At 64.0% G+C, this 19,381-nt stretch carries 17 protein-coding genes, 1 tRNA gene and 1 pseudogene; 8 read left to right on the top strand and 11 right to left on the bottom strand.

All coding sequences use genetic code 11. The features are described 5' to 3' along the window. The first annotated feature begins 193 nt into the window (after positions 1 to 193). From ACNUDN_RS24940 to ACNUDN_RS24930, 3 genes and pseudogenes are all read left to right on the top strand, one after another. Positions 194 to 622, top strand: a complete 429-nt coding sequence (locus ACNUDN_RS24940) for a hypothetical protein (RefSeq protein ID WP_419124384.1) — start codon at positions 194 to 196, stop codon at positions 620 to 622. Next, a pseudogene (locus ACNUDN_RS24935) lies at positions 553 to 843 on the top strand (LLM class flavin-dependent oxidoreductase); the annotation flags it as partial. The gene ACNUDN_RS24940 and the pseudogene ACNUDN_RS24935, both read left to right, overlap by 70 nt. Positions 844 to 853: 10 nt before the next feature. After that, entirely contained in the window at positions 854 to 1,084 is a 231-nt protein-coding gene (locus ACNUDN_RS24930) for a hypothetical protein (RefSeq protein ID WP_419124383.1), read from the top strand. A gap of 69 nt (positions 1,085 to 1,153) precedes the next feature. On the opposite strand, the gene ACNUDN_RS24925 is transcribed toward ACNUDN_RS24930, so the two are convergent. Next, positions 1,154 to 2,140: a helix-turn-helix transcriptional regulator gene (locus ACNUDN_RS24925; RefSeq protein WP_419124382.1), complete on the bottom strand. Its 987-nt coding sequence runs from the start codon at positions 2,138 to 2,140 to the stop codon at positions 1,154 to 1,156. A 71-nt stretch (positions 2,141 to 2,211) separates the two neighbouring features. On the opposite strand from ACNUDN_RS24925, the gene ACNUDN_RS24920 reads away from it, so the two are divergent. Beyond that, positions 2,212 to 2,829 (top strand): TetR/AcrR family transcriptional regulator, encoded by a 618-nt coding sequence (locus ACNUDN_RS24920; RefSeq protein ID WP_419124381.1) that lies wholly within the window; start codon positions 2,212 to 2,214, stop codon positions 2,827 to 2,829. A 63-nt stretch (positions 2,830 to 2,892) separates the two neighbouring features. On the opposite strand, the gene ACNUDN_RS24915 is transcribed toward ACNUDN_RS24920, so the two are convergent. The 4 genes from ACNUDN_RS24915 to ACNUDN_RS24900 all read right to left on the bottom strand — a co-directional run bounded on the left by ACNUDN_RS24915 (position 2,893) and on the right by ACNUDN_RS24900 (position 8,872). Further along, entirely contained in the window at positions 2,893 to 5,304 is a 2,412-nt protein-coding gene (locus tag ACNUDN_RS24915; RefSeq protein WP_419124380.1) for a carboxymuconolactone decarboxylase family protein, read from the bottom strand. A gap of 1,264 nt (positions 5,305 to 6,568) precedes the next feature. Beyond that, positions 6,569 to 7,141 carry a DUF6431 domain-containing protein gene (locus ACNUDN_RS24910; protein ID WP_419124378.1) on the bottom strand — a complete coding sequence of 191 codons (573 nt, stop codon included), beginning with the start codon at positions 7,139 to 7,141 and terminating at the stop codon, positions 6,569 to 6,571. Positions 7,142 to 7,676: 535 nt separating this feature from the next. Next, positions 7,677 to 8,093 (bottom strand): DoxX family protein, encoded by a 417-nt coding sequence (locus ACNUDN_RS24905; RefSeq protein ID WP_419124377.1) that lies wholly within the window; start codon positions 8,091 to 8,093, stop codon positions 7,677 to 7,679. A gap of 125 nt (positions 8,094 to 8,218) precedes the next feature. Beyond that, positions 8,219 to 8,872 carry a GntR family transcriptional regulator gene (locus ACNUDN_RS24900; RefSeq protein ID WP_419124376.1) on the bottom strand — a complete coding sequence of 218 codons (654 nt, stop codon included), beginning with the start codon at positions 8,870 to 8,872 and terminating at the stop codon, positions 8,219 to 8,221. Positions 8,873 to 9,205: 333 nt separating this feature from the next. Between ACNUDN_RS24900 and ACNUDN_RS24895 the strand changes: the two genes are divergently transcribed. From ACNUDN_RS24895 to ACNUDN_RS24885, 3 genes are all read left to right on the top strand, one after another. Continuing rightward, on the top strand, positions 9,206 to 10,126 hold the full coding sequence (locus ACNUDN_RS24895) for a fumarylacetoacetate hydrolase family protein (RefSeq protein WP_419124375.1): 921 nt from the start codon (positions 9,206 to 9,208) through the stop codon (positions 10,124 to 10,126). Between the two features lie 4 nt (positions 10,127 to 10,130). After that, on the top strand, positions 10,131 to 10,700 hold the full coding sequence (locus tag ACNUDN_RS24890; protein WP_419124374.1) for a VOC family protein: 570 nt from the start codon (positions 10,131 to 10,133) through the stop codon (positions 10,698 to 10,700). 508 nt (positions 10,701 to 11,208) lie between these two features. Continuing rightward, the gene (locus ACNUDN_RS24885; protein ID WP_419122949.1) at positions 11,209 to 12,444 is read left to right on the top strand and encodes an IS256 family transposase; all 1,236 of its coding nucleotides are present in this window, start codon (positions 11,209 to 11,211) and stop codon (positions 12,442 to 12,444) included. A gap of 446 nt (positions 12,445 to 12,890) precedes the next feature. Here ACNUDN_RS24885 and ACNUDN_RS24880 read toward each other — a convergent pair whose 3' ends face one another. From ACNUDN_RS24880 to ponA2, 6 genes are all read right to left on the bottom strand, one after another. Next, positions 12,891 to 13,448, bottom strand: a complete 558-nt coding sequence (locus tag ACNUDN_RS24880; RefSeq protein ID WP_419124373.1) for a Clp protease N-terminal domain-containing protein — start codon at positions 13,446 to 13,448, stop codon at positions 12,891 to 12,893. A 3-nt stretch (positions 13,449 to 13,451) separates the two neighbouring features. Beyond that, positions 13,452 to 13,664 (bottom strand): helix-turn-helix domain-containing protein, encoded by a 213-nt coding sequence (locus ACNUDN_RS24875; RefSeq protein WP_419124372.1) that lies wholly within the window; start codon positions 13,662 to 13,664, stop codon positions 13,452 to 13,454. A 179-nt stretch (positions 13,665 to 13,843) separates the two neighbouring features. After that, positions 13,844 to 13,917: transfer RNA gene (locus ACNUDN_RS24870), tRNA-Pro, on the bottom strand. Between the two features lie 242 nt (positions 13,918 to 14,159). Further along, complete coding sequence (gene cds1, locus ACNUDN_RS24865) at positions 14,160 to 15,254, bottom strand: L-cysteine desulfhydrase Cds1 (protein WP_419124371.1); 1,095 nt, start codon at positions 15,252 to 15,254, stop codon at positions 14,160 to 14,162. Further along, on the bottom strand, positions 15,251 to 16,225 hold the full coding sequence (locus tag ACNUDN_RS24860; RefSeq protein WP_419124370.1) for a metallophosphoesterase: 975 nt from the start codon (positions 16,223 to 16,225) through the stop codon (positions 15,251 to 15,253). The genes cds1 and ACNUDN_RS24860 overlap by 4 nt, the downstream gene beginning before the upstream one ends. 44 nt (positions 16,226 to 16,269) lie before the next feature. Continuing rightward, entirely contained in the window at positions 16,270 to 18,723 is a 2,454-nt protein-coding gene (ponA2, locus tag ACNUDN_RS24855) for a transglycosylase/D,D-transpeptidase PonA2 (protein ID WP_419124369.1), read from the bottom strand. Between the two features lie 299 nt (positions 18,724 to 19,022). On the opposite strand from ponA2, the gene ACNUDN_RS24850 reads away from it, so the two are divergent. Next, complete coding sequence (locus tag ACNUDN_RS24850) at positions 19,023 to 19,379, top strand: WhiB family transcriptional regulator (protein WP_419124368.1); 357 nt, start codon at positions 19,023 to 19,025, stop codon at positions 19,377 to 19,379. Positions 19,380 to 19,381: the final 2 nt, after the last annotated feature.

Genomic DNA, 19,381 nt, shown 5'->3' with positions numbered 1-19,381 from the left:
CCGACAGAGGCACCCGGTCTTCTGAAACTTATCGCCTTGCAGAGCCGGTGCCCTCGGTGCTGAATGGGACCTGTGGACCGTCGTCCATGATCGATGGCATCGGTGAGTGCGTCGGCGTATAGCGGCCGAGGCATTCTCGCCGAGTAACGCCCACAATGCCAATGCAATGAGAAGTGCGAAGGGAAGGCACCGTATGGCGCGAGCCATCGAGACGGTATTCATGGTTGATCCTCTTCGATCCTCCCCGGTGGGTATCGATGAGGTGATTGGGCGAATCCTTGAAGAATCGGGCGTTGTCGCCTATGTCGCGATGACCGACGTTCTGGGCGCCGCGAGTTTTTTCGCCGCGCAGTTCGGCCCAGAGAGTCCGGCCGACGCTCCGGACGCCGGTTCATGGTTTGATCCCGGGATCGCGTTGGGTGTGACAGCCGCGCGTCACCCGAAACTCGGTGTCTTGTATGGGGGTATCCCAGCACTGCGGCACGGACCCGCTGAACTGTTTCGAGCGGGTCTGACCCTGGCGAGCCTGACGGAAGGAAAGCAACCTGCTGGATCGGTGTCGGTGAGCGCTACAACACGGTTCCCTTCGGGTATGGCCGTGCAGAAGGTCTGGGCCGCATAGAAGATCATTTCCGGCTCTACAAGCTGCTGTGGGAATCTGATGCCCCCTTCGACTTCGAAGGGAACCATTGGAAATACGAGCGTGCTTTCCTCGGCCACGAGCGCACGCACAGGCCCCAGTTCTGGGCACTTGGCGGCGGTCCGAAGCTGACCGAACTCGCGGCCAGCCATGCGGACGGTTGGATGACGGTGAATCCGGCGCCGGCACCAAGCCCGGAGGCGTACGCCAAGCGTGTCACGGCAGTGCGGGAGAACGTCGAGCGCGCAGGTCGAGACCCCCAGGGAGATCACAGAAGTCGTTCAGGCCTACGTGGACGCCGGCGCGACGCAGGTCGCACCCTTCGACCTGCTCGGTTCCTGGGGCGGCTCGGAGGTCACCCTCGACGTATGGACGTCTGATACGGTGCGGTGGCAGCTCGGGATGTTCTGCGAACTCAAGGGCCGCAAGGGGCCAGGAGCCTGATAAGGATGCCATCGCGCCGTCCGGCGGCGGGCATCGAAATTGATCGCGCCCACAGAGAGAGCCGCGCTCTCAGTGCGCAAGAAGCCGATTGGCGCGCGCCCTCGAGTCATCGTCGTCGAGCATGTGGACCAGCAACATCAGGTGAGGATGGTCGAGCGGTCGCAGCTTGACGACGCTGACTCGGATGGCGCCGACGTCTGGGTGTTCGATCGTCTTCACACGATCTTCGAAGCTCTGTACCTCATGGCGACCCCAGATGTCCCGGAAGAAGTCATTCGCTTCTGTGAGCCTGCCGATGATGCGGCTAAAGTGCGGATCGCCCGGATACTTGGCAGCTTCGGCTCGAAACCGTCCGACGGCGATCTGGGTTTCACCTTCCCAGTTGACCAGGTGGCGCCGTATCTCGGGGCACATGGCCTGGATCCACAACGCATTGCGATCCGCTTCCGGCAACGTGGACGGATCGACGAAGATGCGGGCGTAGGCACGGTTCCACGTGATCAAGTCGGTAGCGGGGAGCATGAGTTGAGCAGGGTTCGGCAACAGGCTGTCAACGAGGTCGACGAGGCTGTCGCCGAGGTGCGGCCGTCGGGGCTGAATTGCTTTCGGGGTTACGCCGGCGAGACGGCAGAGGTAGCTGTGCTCGCTATCGTCAAGCTGAAGTGCGCGAGCCAGGGCCTCAATGACTTGGGGGGTGGCTCGGATGTCACGGCCCTGCTCGAGCCACGTGTACCAGGTGACACTCATCGCCGCAGCATCGGCAACCTCATGTCGGCGTAAGCCCCTGACTCGGCGGCGGCCACGTCGGGGGATGCCGATGTCCTCCGGTTGCAAGGACTCTCGACGTACCCGAAGGAACTCCGCGAGTGCCTCACGTCGGGCCTCGTCCCCGGATGAGGTCGACCGGTTGTCGTCGTCGGCGGTGAACGTATCTCCCAGGACGGGCGCAGGTGTGTGTCGTAAGAGATCGCGCTGCGTTACCGCGACGTCGGAGGACAGCGTCTGCTGCCGTGGGACCCGACGCGCCGTGTCCCCGGTTGGGGCGTCATTGCCCATAGAGGAGCAAACTACACTGCACCGACTAGTTTGTTTTCAGTTTCGGCCGATGAACCCTTAAGGATGCGGAAATGACGACCCCCACCGGAGTGCGCCGGCGTGGACGCTCGCTGCAGAAGCGCCAGGCGATTCTCGAGGCTGCCCGGGCACTATTCAGCAGCGGCGGCTACGAGCTCACCAGCGTTGATGCCATCGCGGCAAGGGCCGGAGTATCCAAGCGAACGGTGTATGACCATTTCGGCGACAAGGAAGGCATTCACGCCGCCGTGTTGGAGGGTGTCACCGCGAAGCTCACGGTGACCGTCCAAGCCGCGTTGGAAGAGGAATTGGCGGTCGGCTGTGATCTGCGCGCGGGTCTGCTGGCGTTCGCTCGTCGCGTCGCTACCGAGGCGCTTCCTTCCTCGGATTACGCCGACTATCGGAATCTGACCACTCGTCGTCCACCCTCGCAACGGAATCCGCGGTCCGTCGAGAACGCGCCCGGCGAACTTTTCATGCTGCGTATGCAGGTGTTCGCCGATGAGGGGGTCATCAGGACCGAGAATCCGCGGCGCGCGGCCCAGCACTTCGTAGCGCTGACATTCCAACTGGCACTAGACACTTTGGATCCCACACAGACCGGCGAATGGGACGCAGTCGACAAGATCCTCGTCGATGGCGTCGATGTGTTCGTTCGCAGCTACACCTGACAGCACAGCGGTGCCCCCGCTCCTCGTCTGATGGAGCGGGGGCACCGCTGGTGGTGGTGCTTATCAGCTGTTGCTGTTGGTTGTCGTCGCGTCGGGCGGAACCGGAATCTGGAATGCGTTCAGTACCAGAGACGCACCTAGGTAGGTACCCGCGAGGTTGATGATGTCGATAATCCCTTGGTGCCCGAACGCCGCCTCGGCGGCGTGGTACAGCTCGCCGCTGACGGAATAGGTCGAAACGAGTTCTTGCACGAATCGGGCGGCGATGAGCTCTTTGTCGGTCAGGCCCGCGTCGATCGGGGCTTGTCCACTCGCCAACAGCGCAATCGCGTCCTGGGGAACGCTGTAGAGGCCCGCCACCAACTCATGCGCATAGATCTCGTACGCCGACCCCCACAGCCCGCCCACTGAAAGGATCACGATCTCCTTGACCTGCGGGGTGAGCGAGGCCGATGCGAAGGAATTGCCGACGCCGAAGAGCGCCTCACCGATTGTCGGGTTGTAGAGGTAGGCATTGAGCGGACCGATGAGCTGTCCCTCCGGGCTTACGAGCTGGATGCCGGTGGCCGCCTGTGTCGGAACGGCGATAGCCAACATCGCTTCGGCCAGCGCCACCTGTTGAGGGGTTGCGGTTGTCAGATCGAGCAGCGGCAACCGACCGCCCAGGCCATTGGGACCGTCCGCCGGGAACGGCGGGGGGTTGGGCGTTGGCAGCACACCGGGCCCCGCCGACTCTGGGCCCTGGATCTCAAGTGCGTTCAGCAACAACGACACTCCAAGGTAGGTACCCGTGACGTTGACCAGGTCGACGACACCCGTCAGCCCGAACGCATCTACCGCGGCCTCATAGAGTGCATCACTGACGCGGTAGGTCGAGGTGAGTTCTTGCACGAACTGAGCGGCAAGCAGGTCATCTCCGGCAAGCCCCACCGGGGCCTGTCCATTGGACAACGACTCAATCGCGTCCTGGGGAACTCCGTAGAGGGCGGCCACGAGCTTGTGGGCATACAGCTCGTATGCAGAACCCCACAGCCCGCCTGAGGCCAGGATCGCAATCTCTCGGATGGCGGGGGAAAGTGATGCCGATGCGAGGGTATTACCGACGCCGAAGAGCGCCTCACCGATTGTCGAGTTGTAGAGGTAGGCATTGAGCGGACCGATGAGCCGTCCATCTGCATCGAGCAGTTGGATGCCCGTGGCAGCCTGTGTCGGGATGGCGATTGCCAAGATCTGGTTGTACAGCGCCAGCTGTTCCGGGGTGGCCTTGTCCAGATCGAAGTACGGGAGCCGACCACCCAAGCCACCGGCGCCGCCGACTTCGCCATTTCTTCCCGTACTACTGCCTGCGCCGCTGACTCCAGACGCCCCGCGCCGGCCGAGTAGACCACCCGGACCGCCGCTGCCCCCGGCGCCCGCCACACCGGCGGCACCACCGAGACCCGCTGCGCCACCGACGGCACTGCTGTCGACGATGGAGCCGTTGGGCAGGGTGATAACTGTTGCACCGCCGGTGCCGCCATAGCCGCCGGCACCACCGAGACCAGCCGCGCCGCCGTTGCCGCCGGCACCACCGCGGCCAAACAAGAGCGCACCGTGACCGCCGGCACCACCCATACCGCCAGTTCCTCCGGCGCCGCCCCCACCGCCGGGGCCGCCGTTTTCTTCACTGTTCAGAGCCGCATCCACACCGTGAGCTCCGGCACCGCCGGCACCGCCGACACCGCCGGCACCGCCAGCACCGCCAGCACCGAACAGCAGCGCAGCGTGACCGCCGGCGCCACCGTTGCCGCCCGCGGTCCCTTCAGCGCCTCGACCACTGTTGACTCCGTTCGTGCCTGCGTGGCCGTTCACTCCGGCGCCGCCTGCGCCACCATCTCCACCCCGTCCGGCCAGCAGACCGGCGTTGCCACCCCTGCCGCCGGCAGCGCCAAGGCCGCCGGCGCCACCGATGCCGCCGTTGCCCCACAACAGTCCGCCGTTGCCGCCGTTGCCGCCGGCAACGCCTGCCAGGGTGCTCGACCAGCCGGCGCCACCGTTGCCCACCAACCAGCCACCACTGACGCCGTTGACCTGAGTCTCGGTGCCGTCGGCGCCGTTGCAGATCAGGCCGCAGCGACCGCCGAAGGCAAACAGCGAGTTGAGCGGCACGAACAGTCCGGTACCGACGGCTGACGAGGCGGGATTGGCAGGCGGGGTGTTGTCCATTTCCCGCACTGCTAGTGAGAGGGCGCCCGCCAGCTGTCCCACCGGAGCGGCAGGCGTGGGATTGTCGGTTGGGCGCACTCCTGTATCGGTGGCGTCGACACTCGGCGCCAGAACTGCGCGCTCTAGCCGCGCCGGGGTGCCATCGCTCAAATTCGACGAATCGGGTGTGTTCGCGGTGGACTCACCGGAGTGCTCGGCGCCGGCCGATGCGTCGGTCTGTTCACCGTCGGAGTCACCGGCGGCAATGTCAGAGTCACTTGCGGAGGCCACGGGTTTATCGTCGGCCTTTCGGCCGTTGTCACCGTGTCGGGTTGAAACTGTGGAGTCGTCTGGCTGCGGGAGCGCGCGGGACGAGCTGGTGTCGGAGCCCGAGCGTCTCGAGGATGCTGAGCTGCCCGGCTCAGCACCGGCATCTTCGTCCGGCCGGATCGACTCCGTGGTGTTGCGCTTCTGCGGCGGAGCCGTCGACTCAGCGGACCGGGGACCCGACCCTTCCGACGGAGATGCCGAAGTGCCTGATGATTCGGACCCGCTGTCTGAGGAGTCGGCGGACGCGACACCGTGGCCCGTCGTGATGGCGACGCCCAACCCGAAGGCGACTGCGCCTGCCCGGAGCCACTGAATACGCGCGTCATTGTGGGGTTGCAGACGCCTCTTGTTCGAGGAAGCCTTGCTAGTTCGACCCCCGACCAGAACTTTGGTTGTCGCTTCAGATGTTGTTTGTTCCCTTTTTTCTCCGCGGGAGGGTTGGTCTGTGTGGCTCGTGGGCCCGGGCGTGGTGGAAATGTCACTCAACTCCTCGTTAATTCGCCTAGTCATGGGAATTGTTGCGTCGGTCACAAACTGACAGGCCCGCTGTTTATAAGCGGGAGATCCGTGGACGGTCAATGAGTGCGCCCGGAGGTAGAGGGGTGCCATTTATACCCGTACACCGCCAGCATCCGAGCCGCTGCCGGTGCTGGCGAATCTCCGCTGATGCCCGTCGCTTATAAGGGCATCGCGAGTGCTCCTATAATTGCTGTCCGATATGGCAGCGTTGTACGTGCGATCGCGTCATCGGCGCGGAAACGCTGCTTTCACAATGGGTTTGATGGCGAACGTCGGAGCCGGAAAGCAACGCGCGAGCAGTCGAGGACGCTGCAGATTAAGTCGATGATCCCTGATGAGTTCACACATGCGTCCAGCGCGTGGAGATGACGCAGACACGAAGTCTATCGAGAGACAGTCCGCGCGCCTTGACATGTGGCGATGGGCATCACTGCCAAATGGCGGACCGTCGCCTGGATTCTTCGCCGCTCGGGTGTTGTTCGCCGTCGCTGAGGATGACGATGACAGCGTCATTGATTTTGACGACGTGTTTTCGGCGGTTGGTCGTCATGGTGACGGGGTGATCGGCGTGGTGACGGGATCGTGGGCATGGTGATGTCAGTGGCTCGTCACCGGTGGTGACGAGAAACGGCCCGAGGGGCGCCGGGCATCGGTGGATTACCGCCGCCGGTCGGGGCGCGGACAGCGGGGTCGTGACGTGGCTGGTTCAGCGGGGCGGTGCCAGGAGCCTGCCGCGGGTGTAGATGCCGATCAGTGTCCATGGCGACTCCGGGAAGCCGAACCGGTGGCGGTCCCAGTACGCGGCCGCGCACAGCGCCAGCAGGGCGTTACGAACGCCGTCAGCGCTGAACGCCAGCCCGCTGTACGCCTTGCGGTTGACCATGATCAGCCGAGACACGCCTTGTTGCCACATCCAGCGCAGATGATGCGGGGTTGCCCGGGCCAGCCAGCGCCGCACCGTAGCAGCGGGGCGGTCCAGTAACTCTGCGATACGCCTGTATCCGATCCCATTCGCCTTGTGCGACAGGGCTTCTCCGATGACTGCCGTGGTGTCGGCGCGCCGCGCCGTGAACGCGGCTGGCAAGACGATATGGGTGTTGTGACAGTCGGTGCAGCGCACCCGGCGCGGGCGCACCGTGACCGTGGTGCGCCCGTGGGAGCGGATCGTGCGCGTTCGGCCGTATCCCCACCGGATCAGCCGGCCGCGACACTGGGAGCAGATCATCGTGTCGGCGTCGAGGTACTCCTCGGCCAGCTCCGCGGTGCGGGCAACGATCACAGCATAGCCGGGTTGTCGTCATCGATCACCAGGGTTGCCTACCACACCGATCGGCGGGAGTGCTCAATTCGTGTTGGTCTCAACCGGTCTCGCCCGGCCGCCGTCACTGTCGTTGACGACCACCAGGTCGCCGTCACCGTGTCGCCCACCACGACCCCGGCCAACAGCTTCGAGCAGCGGCGGCCACGTTCGTCGTCGCGCTGACGGTGCCGATGAACCCCGCAAGACCAACCCCCGGTCGTCACCGCCGATGACGAATCCAATCCCCGTGGTCGTCATGAGCAGAGACGGTCAACAGGTGTGCCCTAGCTGAGTGACCGCGAGCCGCTGATCGGTGTGGTGACCAGAGCACTCAAAGCTACGACGCGCGGCTGTGAGCGTCGGAACTCCTCAAGTCATAGGTTGGCGTTCGTGGGAACGCTCGGCGCCCCCGCGGAACGTCTCTGATTGGTCTCGGGGAGTGGTCGTTCGAGGCTGAGGTTCTGCGCGCAGTTGGTGAAGTTCCACCACCGGCAACGCAGTGATGGGTTACCTCCTACCGGACCGCCAGGTTATCGGATGGGCGCTCAGCGAGGATCGCGAAGACCAGTCCACCTAGTAACGCCATATTCTTGCGAAACTGGGTCTCTTGGAGCTTGCGTTGCGTCGGGTCCTCAATATTCCAGAATGAGTGTCCGGCAAGTGTTGTCGGTACGAGGGAACCTGCTAATGCCAGTGCATTCAAACGCGGATACACACCGGCAGCTAGCAGTACACCGGCCACTGCCTGAAGGGCCCCGTTCGCGCGAACAATCGTCTCGTCATCAGCCGGTAGCGGCGCCACCTTTCGAATGGCGGCGAGCATTGGTCTGGCCATGTCGACACGCAGGCCGGGGGTCCTGGCTGCGTCGAACCCCAAAAGCGCGTAGCTCGCGCCGGTAAGACCACGAGCGAGAATTCGAGGTGCGTTCATGACATTCCGTCCTCTCCGCGTGAACTGAGCAGCAGCGGCAGCCGCCGTACCCAGTGCGAACCTACTCTGATGCACTATATGTGATAACACTTGCTGATTCTCTGTATGCGCGGCTGGGGGCGGTATCACGGCCGACTGTTCTCGGCGCGGGCATCGAGCGCTCGCAGGGCTATGTCCTCATTGAGCGCAAGATGATCGAAGATGGCTTGCGCCGCCAGGTCGGGTGTGCGCTGACGGAACGCCGTGATCAAGCTTTCGTGAGCCAGTGCGCGCCGTTCGTGTTCGTATGGGTCGACGTCCAGTAAGCCGAAGCCGATGCGTACATATCGCTCCGCCGCCCGCCACAGGCAGGTGAGAACCCGGATGTCCCACGCCGTCGCAGCCGGCTTCAGGAGCGCGAGGTGAAACTGCATATGGCTGTCATAGATCGCTTCCATGCTGGTACCTTCGTCGCCGAAACTCTCAGCTAAGACACTCAGCCGATCCAGGGCATTGACCGTCAGCAACAAGCAGGACCGTCGTGCCAACTCCGGCTCCAGTAAGCGCCTGAGCCGATAGATCGCCTGGAGGTCGTCGAGCTCGAGCGGAGCAACCTGCGCGCTTCGGCCGGGTCGTATGACGACCAAGCCTTCACTCTCGAGGCTTCTCAAAGCCTCCCGCACTGGAATGAAACTGACATCGAGCAGACTCGCGATCTCACGTAACGAGAACTCCTGCCCAGGCGCGAGGGACCCCGACAAAATCGCACGCCGGAGCTCGCTAGTCACCTGCGAAGCCACCGAGCGGGCCTCGATGGGGCGAACAATGTCCCTAGACAAAACACTCCTCTTGCATCGTTCTCACCGTTATATCTGACAACCCAGCCTAACGAGCCGCCGCCGCAAGCGCTGGGGATCCGTGAGATCGGCGAAGAAATGGACGTGACCGCCAGGATCTGCCGAATAATCCCCATCGACTAGTGGGCCAAAGGGATAACCACAAAGCTGTTGACGTTATAACAGTGCCTGCTAGCATGAGTTACGACACATCATGGTGGCTTGAGGCTCAGTGTCACAGTTGCAGAGCCACTTTTCAGGCATCGCATCAATCCACGCGCTCTGGAAGGAACTTCAGTGAGGATCGTCAACGCCGAGGGCCGCCTTGGGCTTGTTCGCGGCGACGGGTACATCGATGTGGAAGCGGCCAGCGGAGGACGCTTTGAAGCTGATGTCGCCGCCGTTTACTGTCGCTGGGACGAATTCGAGACGTGGGCAGCGTCGGTCGGCGATGTCGAGGTCAGGAAGCTCGACGCCTACAAGCTCGGTCCGCCGTCGCCACGACCTCGCCAAGTCTTCGCAATCGGTCTGAACTATCGAGATCACGCCGAGGAGGCTGGTCTCGAGGCGCCTACAGATTCCCTTGTGGTGTTCACCAAGTTCGCATCCTCGATCAGCGGCCCCAATGACGCCATCGTGCACCCAACCGGTTTAGTCGACTTCGAGACCGAACTAGTTGTAGTGATGAGCTCCCCAACGTATCGAGTCGATCAAGACCAAGCCTGGTCACACGTGGCCGGCCTTACTCTGGGGCAGGATATTTCGGAACGTGGTCTGCAGTTGCGGCCACCCTCACCGCAATTCAGCCTCGGGAAGTCCTTTCCTGGGTTTTCTCCGATAGGCCCGTGCCTGGTTACTCCCGATGAGTTCGTCGACCGCGACGACATCGAACTCGGTTGCTACGTAAATGGTGTGCAGATGCAGAAGAGCCACACGGCGAACATGGTCTTCTCTGTCGCAGCGATCATCGAGTACTTATCCGCCGTCTTGCCAATGTATCCCGGCGACGTGATCTTCACAGGAACACCGGCTGGCATCGGCTTCAGTCGCGTTCCGCAGTGTCTGCTGGAAGTCGGCGATGAACTCGTCACCTATGGAGTAGGCATCGGAGAGATGCAAACTCGATTTATCGAAGCCTCCACTGTCAATCGAAAGGTCTGCTCGCAAGACGCATTCAACCAGATCTGCTCCCCGTCAACCGCTGTAACAGGAGTGTGATGCTATGTCCGCCGCACCAAAACTGACCCATGTCGTCTTCCAGACAGGTCAGCCCGCAGAGATGCGTGATTGGTACTGCAAGGTGCTCGATGGCCATGTCGTGTACCAGGATAACTCGCTGTGTTTCATCACGTTTGACGACGAACATCACCGGGTCGCGTTGCTGACTCCAGACGTGGCGATGGTCCGCAAGCTACCCAACACCGCCTGTGCGCATCACACGGCGTACACCTTCGAGAACATTGACGACTTGCTCGACCGGTACATCATGTTGCGAGATCAGGGCGTGCTGCCGGCGGTTTGCATTGCGCATGGCGTTACCACCTCGATGTATTACAAGGATCCAGATGGGAACTTCGCCGAGCTGCAGATTGACAACTTCGAAAGCCCCGACGAAGCAACCGGCTACATGAACGGTCCGGAGTATGCGGCAGATTCCGTGGGTCCAGCTTTCGATCCAGAGGCGATGCTCGAGGCTCGGCGAAGCGGCGAATCGGCGGAAGGGTTGACCCAGCGTTCGTGGGCCCTCAAGTCAAACCTGCCCCATCCGATCCGCGTCCTCGCCGGCGGCTGACGTCGTGACCAATGAGACCACGTTGGACCTGGGAACGACCGGCCTGAAGAAGACGTGCTTACCATGCGATCTAGAGTTCTCTGCCGATACCCAGGTCGTCTACCGCAACGCCCTGTGGTCTTGTGAGGTAGTCAAGGGCTATGACGTTCCTGCCTGGTTCATGCTGCGGCTACGCAGGCATGCTGAAGGCTGGGACAGTCTCACTGACAGCGATGCCGCAAGTTTTGGTGCCGTGTCGCGACGGTTGGTCAGCGCCATTCGCCAAGTCACTGCAGCATCGACGGTCTACTTCTTGAGCTTCGGCGAGAACTATCCACATTTTCACTTCCTCCTGATAGCACCGCCGAGGGGCCTGGACCCGCAATTTCGGGGGGGGTTGCGTCCAGCAGCGTGGTGTACGAGTCGGACCTGATCAGCGGTACCGGCGTGTCGTAGCCGAATGATTGAGGGTCATCGCGTGATTCTTCGAGGGACCGTCCAAAGTCACTCGAGCAAAGGAATCAACGCGATGACCACTGCCCACAATATCGACCTGCCTGCCGTGCTGGCCGAACGACTCACCACCGCCCATCCCGACGTGCTGCGTGAGCTGCTGGCCACGTTCATCCACACCCTGATGGGTGCCGAAGCCGACGCACTGTGCGGTGCCGGCTACGGCCAGCGCAGCTCCGACCGGACGAACTCGCGCAACGGGTATCGTCACCGCGAGTTCGACACCCGTGCAGGCACATTGGATCTGGCGATTCCCAAGCTTCGGCAGGGCTCGTACTTCCCGGATTGGCTGCTGGAACGCCGTAAACGCGCCGAGCGGGCCCTGACCACGGTGGTGGCGACGTGTTACTTGCTCGGGGTCTCGACGCGGCGGATGGACAAGCTGGTGGAGACCCTGGGCATCACCAGCTTGTCGAAGTCGCAGGTGTCGGTGATGGCCAAGGAACTCGACACCGCCGTCGAGGCCTTCCGGACCCGCCCGCTCGATGCCGGCCCGTACACGTTCGTCGCCGCTGACGCGCTGGTCCTCAAGGTCCGAGAAGGCGGCCGAGTGGTCAACGTGCACGCCCTGATCGCGACCGGCGTCAACGCCGAGGGCCACCGCGAGATCCTGGGCATCGACGTCACCACCGCCGAGGACGGGGCCGGCTGGCTGACGTTCTGGCGGTCGCTGACCGCCCGAGGCCTCTCCGGGGTCAAACTGGTCACCAGCGACGCTCATGCCGGGCTGGTGGCCGCGATCGGCGCCACGCTGCCCGGGGCAGCCTGGCAGCGCTGCCGCACCCACTACACGACGAACCTGATGGCGATCACCCCGAAATCGTCGTGGCCGTGGGTCCGCACCTTGTTGCACTCGGTGTTCGACCAGCCCGATGCGGAATCAGTTGCGGCGCAATATGATCGGATCGTCGATGCACTTTCCGATAAGCTACCCACGGTCGCCGATCACCTGGAGGAGGCGCGGCCAGATCTGTTGGCGTTCACCGCGTTCCCCAAGCAGATCTGGCGCCAAATCTGGTCGAACAACCCCCAGGAACGGCTCAATCGGGAAATCCGCCGCCGGACCGACGTCGTGGGCATCTTCCCCGACCGCAACGCCCTCATTCGCCTCGTCGGGGCCGTGCTGGCCGAACAACACGACGAATGGGCCGAATCCCGCCGCTACCTCGGCCTCGACGTTCTCAGCAAATCACGTACCGTCAACGACACCCCAAAAGAACAGGAGGCCAACCCGGCGGCACTGACCGCCTGAACCATCACCTCGAAGAATCACACGACGACGTCGTACACCACGTCCGTGGACTTGACCTCGGGGGGCCAACCTCCTCGCTCGACGGGAGGGTATGCGGAACTGGCGAGACTCTCTCGTTGTAGCACAACTGGTTCGCAGCGCGCTGACCACATCGACCGGGGACGACGTGGAGCCGACACAAACCGACGGTTGCGGTTGTTAGTTGATGCGACGCTTCGGGCTGGAGCCGGTATCGAGGGCGATCATGAGAATGGCGGTGTGGAGGATCAGATCGGTTGGCTTCGCGGCAACCGCTGCGTACCCGTATCCAGAACCGGCACTGGCTCCTGCCAGCTGCTCGCACATGTGCAACGACTGGTAAGCACCCCTGACAACCGATCGTTGACAATCGCTGTTCGGCGGTCGGGTCTGGTCGGCCAACGCGATACGAACCGTTCGAGGCTGGCTCAAGCGGCTCTGCGGAGCAGGGCATCGATGGACCGGCGAAGTTCGTCAAGGTCTACCTGCTCGGTGATCAAGCCGCAGGCCACGGGTTCGCCAGCACGCAGAATGCCCAACAGCAGATGCTCGGAGTCGATCACAGAGGCTTTGTACGCTAACGCTTCTCGCAGCCCAAGCTCAAGCACCTTCTTCGTTGTTTTGGCGAACGGCAGTGTGCCACGTCGGACACGTCGCCCCGAGCTGGTCAGCGCATTGTCGAACGAACCGGCACCGAAAGCGCGGTTGACCCGGTCCCGCGCCGCCGGAAGGTCGATACCGAGAATTCGCAGGGCATCAGCGTCATCATCAAAGGACGGCTCACTCGTGCCAGCACTTAACCTTTCGCGCACAGCATTGGCGCTCAGGCCTAAGGCGGCAAGTTCAGCCGAGAGTTGCCGGCTCGTGCTCTGCAATACCCCCGCCAGAAGGTGTTGCGGCTCTATTGCGTTGGCTCCGAGTTCTTTTGCTTCTTCCTGAGCGAGGACGACAGCGACTCTGGCGTGACGGCCGAAACGTTCGAACATGGATCATTTCCTCCGGTTGTATTTCTGGTGGACTGCCTGGCGACTGACCCCGAGCACGTCGGCGATGGCCTGCCAGCTCCAACCTTGGGCGCGGGCATTGGCAACGTGGACAGCCTCCAATCGCTCCTGGAGTCGTTGCAACGCCCGGACCGCGCGCAGGCCCATTGCGGGGTCCGCACTGTCAACCGCTTCGGCCACCGCACGAAGATCTGTCATGCCGTCAACTTACATTGACACCTTTTTCGCGTCAACAAAGATTGACAGTCGGAAATCTGCGGATTGGCCCCAGCGCAGCGAGAGCCTTCGCACTCGGATAGATGGCGACCTCGACGGTGACGACGAAAAGGCCCCGACCAGATTTCCCGGTCAGGGCCTTCTACCTGCGATCACACGAGTCGGGGTGGCGGGATTCGAACCCACGACCTCTTCGTCCCGAACGAAGCACGCTACCAAGCTGCGCCACACCCCGAGTGAAGCCACGACAGCGTATCGCACCGGGCACCGTCGAAGCCAAACGCCTATTTGTGACCCGACACACCGTGGGATGGATCCGGGGTGTCAGTGGCGTTATGCACACTGACAGAGACAGACCGACGGAACGGAGCGGGACATGACCGGGTTGGGCGCATCGATCTACCTGGGATTCTTCTTGCTGGCCGCGCTCTGGCTGTTCCTGACCTCCGACGGCCCGCTCACCGCGCGGCCCGAGGATCAGAGCCAGCGTCCGGACCGCTCGAATTCGGCCAATACCCCCGCCGATTCCGCCGGTCCGATGCCGTGGCTGGTCAGCCACTCGTCGCAGAAGTAGGTGTCCGCGTAGCGATCCCCGCTGTCGGCGAGCAGCGTCACCACCGAGCCGGTGCAGCCCTCGGCGACCATCTCGGCCAGTAGCGCGAACGCACCCCAGATGTTGGTGCCGGTGGACGGTCCCACCCGTCGTCCCAGAACCCGACTGACATGATGCGCCGCAGCCACCGAGGCGCTGTCGGGAACCACCACCATCCGGTCCACCACACCGGGCAGAAACGATGGCTCGACCCGTGGACGACCGATCCCCTCGATCCGCGACGAGACACCGGTCACCACATCGGGGTCCCCGCTCTGATACGAGGGGAAGAACGCGGAGTTCTCCGGATCCACGACGCACAGCCGGGTGGGGTGGCGACGGTAGCGGATGTAGCGGCCGATGGTCGCGCTGGTGCCGCCCGTGCCCGCGCCGACCACGATCCATTCCGGCACCGGATGGGTCTCCTGACCCATCTGCTCGAAGATCGATTCGGCGATGTTGTTGTTGCCGCGCCAGTCCGTCGCGCGCTCGGCGTTGGTGAACTGGTCGAGATAGTGCCCACCGGTCTCCTCGGCCAGCCGCTGCGCCTCGTCGTACACCTGCGCCGCTTGGGCGACGAAATGGCAACGCCCACCCTGTGCCTCGATCAGCGCGATCTTCGACGTGCTCGTCGAGGCCGGCATCACCGCGATGAACGGTAATCCCAGCATGTCCGCGAAATACGCTTCAGAGACCGCCGTCGAACCCGATGACGCCTCGATGACGGTGGTGTCCTCGCCGATCCAGCCGTTGCACAACGCGTAGAGGAACAACGACCGGGCCAGTCGGTGCTTCAGGCTGCCGGTGATGTGGGTGGTCTCGTCCTTCAGATACAGCGCCACATCGCCTGACCAGGCCGCCGGCAGGGGATACCGAAGCAGATGCGTGTCAGCGCTGCGGTGTGCGTCGGCCTCGATCAGCCGGACGGCGTCGTCCACCCATGCCCGCGACTGCCGGCGACACGGACCCGACGGGGTCACCGCGCAGAAACGGTCGGACTCGAATGCCCGGCCCTCGACCCCGCGTCGGAACCACCCGTCGGTGCCGCCACCAACGTCAGCAGCGTCGCCTCCGGGCGGCAGCAGAACCGCAGCGGAGCGAACGGCGACGTGCCGATACCGGCCGACACGTGCAACTGGGTACGGGCGCCCCAGCGGGACGGTCCCTTGGCCCGGGAACGGTCCAACTCGCAGTTCGTCACGATCGCCCCGTAGAACGGCAGGCACAGCTGACCGCCGTGGGTATGGCCGGCCATCACCAGCTGGTAGCCGTCGGCGGCGAACCGATCCAGCACACGCGGTTCCGGCGAGTGCGTCAGGCCCAGCGTCAGGTTCGCCGTGGGGCTCGCCGGCCCGGCGATGGTGTCATAGCGGTCCCGGGAAAGATGCGGATCGTCGACGCCGGCGGCGGCGATGTGCAGCCCGGCCACCTCGAACTCCCGACGCGTGTGCGTCATGTCCAACCAGCCGCGTTCGGTGAATGCCGCACGCAGGTCCTGCCAGGGCAGCGGCTCGCCGTGGATCCGGTGGCCGGGATTGGTCAGGTAATTGGCGGGGTTCTTCAACCGCGGGGCGAAATAGTCGTTGCTGCCGAAAATGAACACCCCGGGTACCGACAGCAGGTCACCGAGCGCCTGCACGACGGCCGGCACCGCCTTGGGATGAGCCAGGTTGTCGCCGGTGTTGACGACCAGATCGGGCTCCCAGCCGGCCAACTCGCGCAGCCACGCCTGCTTGCGCCGCTGCGTCGGACGCATGTGGATGTCGCTGATATGCAGCACCTTCAGCGGAGACGATCCGGGGGAGAGCACCGGCATCGTCGCTTCGCGCACGACGAACGCGTTGCGCTCGATCAACGCCGCGTACCCGATGCCGGCGACGAGCGTCCCGACCGAAGCGGCGGCGGTGGTCTTGAGGATCGAAGCGGGCGAACCAGAAGGCACAGCAGGCATTCGCCCAGACTATCGCTATCGGCGCTGCGCTACAGGTTCCGCGGTCAGCCCGGTGGTGGCGGGGGTGGCGGCGGACCCAGCACCGGCACCGTGATCGGCGGCAGTCCGGGGATCTGGATCACCGTTTCGCCGACCGGCGGTGGCGGCCCGCCCGGTGGTGGAGCGCCCGGCGGTGGCGGCGGCGGCGCGGGTGCGATCCCGTTGGAGACCTGAATGGTGATGATCGACCCGGGAACGGTCTGACCGCTCGGTGAGGTCCCCACCACGGCGCCGTAGGGGGAGGTGCTGTTCACCGACGACGTCTGGTCGGCGACCTGGAATCCGGCCTCGCGCAGGCGCTGGCGTGCGGTGTCCTGGTTCATCCCCGCCACGCTGGGCACACGCGAACTGGGCGCACCCTCGACGTAGCGCGGATCGGTCGGCGGCAACGTGACATCGCCGAAAGCGGTGGCGATCGGATCCATCGCGGCGAACCAGGTGCGGGCCGGCTCATTGCCGCCGAACAGGTTTCCCGAGCCGCACTGCCGCAGCGGGAACGAGCACAGTTCCGTCGGCGCCGGCGAATCGTCATAGATGTAGTTGGCCGCGGCGTACTGGTTGGTGAAACCCAGGAACGCCGACGAGCGGTTGGCCTCGGTGGTGCCGGTCTTGCCCGACATCGGAAGGCTCCAGCCCACCGAACCTGCCGCCCCCGCCGCGGTGCCCGCGCCGGTGTCGTCCTTGCTCATCGCCACCGCCAGTGTGTTGGCCAACCCCTCGGGCACCACCTGCTCGCAGGTCTCGGTCGTCACCGACACCGGCTCCCCGTAGCGGTCGAACACTTCCGCGATCGGGTTGGGCGGACACCACATACCGCCGGAGGCCAGGGTCGCGGCCACGTTGGACAGCTCCAGGGCGTTCACCTCGATGGGTCCCAGCGTGAACGACCCGATGTTCTGGCGTTTGACGAAGTCAGCGAGGCTCTCGTTGCTCTCCGGGTCGTAATCGCGTGCCGTACCGGGCAGCGCGTAGGACCGCAGGCCCAGACGCACCGCCATGTCCACCGTCCGTTGCACCCCGACCTGGGCGATCAGTTTCGCGAACGCGGTGTTCGGGGAGGTCGCCAACGCGTCGGTGACGTTCATGGTGCCGCGGTAGTTGCCCGCGTTTTGCACACACCACGTCGCCGGGGGACAGCCCCGCGCGCCACCGCTGCCCAGGCCCTTGGCCTCGAAGCGCGAGGGAGAGTCCAGCTGGGCGTTGATACCCATGCCCATTTCCATCGCCGCGGCCGTCGTGAAGATCTTGAACACCGAACCCGCACCATTGCCCACCAGGGAGAACGGCTGCGGCTGCATGGTTTCGCCGGCATCGAGGTTCAGTCCGTAGGTGCGGTTGCTGGCCATTGCCAGCACCGGATGGGCCTCCTTGCCCGGACGAATCACGCTCATCACGCTGGCGACGCCGGGCAGATCGGGGCTCGCATACTGATTGATCGCGCTTTTCACCGTCGCCTGCACCTCGGGATCCAGCGTCGTGCGGATCATGTAGCCGCCTTTGGCGACCTGGTCCTTGCTGATCCCGGCGCGGGCCAGATAGTCGAGCACGTAATCGCAGAAAAACGCTCGATCACCGGCCGCGATGCATCCTCGCGGCAGCTCCTTGGGCTGCGGCAACACCCCCAGTGGCTGCTGCATCGCCGCGCGCAGCTCCTCGGCGTACTCGGGCAGGTTGTCGATCATGGTGTCCAGGACGACGTTGCGGCGCGCCAACGCCCCGTCGGGATTGGTGTACGGGTTCAGCGTGCTGGTGGACTGCACCATGCCCGCGAGCAGTGCGGCCTGCTGCCAATTCAGCTCGGAGGCGTTGACGCCGAAATAGGTCTGGGCGGCGTCCTGCACCCCGAACGCGTTGTTCCCGAACGAGACCAGGTTCAGGTACCGCGTCAGGATCTCCGGCTTGGTGAACGTCTTGTCCAGTGTCAGCGCCATCCGGATCTCGCGCAGCTTGCGGGCCGGCGTGGTTTCGATCGCGGCGCGCTTCTCGGCGTCCGTCTGCGCGATCACCAACAGCTGGTAGTTCTTCACGTACTGCTGTTCGATCGTCGAGCCGCCGCGGGTGTCGAGGTTGCCGGACAAGTAGCCCGAAAGCCCCGTCAGGGTGCCCTGCCAGTCCACGCCATTGTGGTCGGCAAACCTTTTGTCCTCGATCGAGACGATCGCCAGTTTCATCGTGTTGGCGATCTGATCGCTGGGCACCTCGAAGCGCCGTTGGTTATAGAGCCACGCGATGATGTTGCCGTCGGCATCGGTCATCGTGGACACCTGCGGGACTTCGCCCTCGACCAGCTGGGCCGAGCCGTTGGCAACCACATCCGAGGCGCGGTTGGACATCAGGCCGAAGCCACCGACCACCGGGAACATCAGCCCGGCCGCCACCACGCTGGCGAGTAGGACGCACCAGGCGAGCTTGATGACCGTCACCGCACGCGGCGGCCGGCCCGAGGGGTCCTCCGGCATGCGTACAGAGTAGCGACGACTTACCGCCGTCCGTGTCTCGAGCAGCGTGGACACGGTCGTGACAGGCCGTGTCAACTGCCGGGCTCGGGCACTGTACCCGGCTGACGGCACGGTCGTCCCAAAAAAGTGGTCACGGATGTATTGCGCAGAACCGCCCTGACCACCTAAGTTGAGCTGACAGTGCGATGCAGGTCACACCTCTGGGTCGCAATGTGGCGTAGATCGCACTAGTGATCGACGCGAGGGTAAACAGTCGTCTGCGTTGTCGGGGCGCGGCCAGAACGATAAGGGGATCGCTGGTGTCATCAATCAAGCCCGCGGCTCGCAAGACCACCGTGGATCCGTCTACCCAGTCCATTCTGCACGGCGCGGAGGCCGAAGCCCGTATTGCGTGGGTTTCGCAGGCCCGGTGTCGCCAGGCTGATCCGGACGAACTGTTCGTGCGCGGCGCCGCGCAGCGCAAAGCCGCGGTCATCTGCCGCCATTGCCCCGTGATCGCCGAATGCGGCGCCGATGCCCTGGACAACCGCGTCGAGTTCGGCGTCTGGGGGGGCATGACCGAGCGGCAGCGTCGCGCGCTTCTCAAGCAGCACCCCGACGTTGTTTCCTGGGCCGACTTCTTTGCCGCTCAGCGCAAACATCGCACCGCCGGCTAAGC

Origin of the sequence: Mycobacterium sp. smrl_JER01 (assembly GCF_048513595.2) — a bacterium.
Lineage (GTDB): Bacteria > Actinomycetota > Actinomycetes > Mycobacteriales > Mycobacteriaceae > Mycobacterium.
The sequence above is the reverse complement of the archived record's forward strand: the minus strand, read 5'-3'. Positions and strand labels throughout refer to the sequence as shown.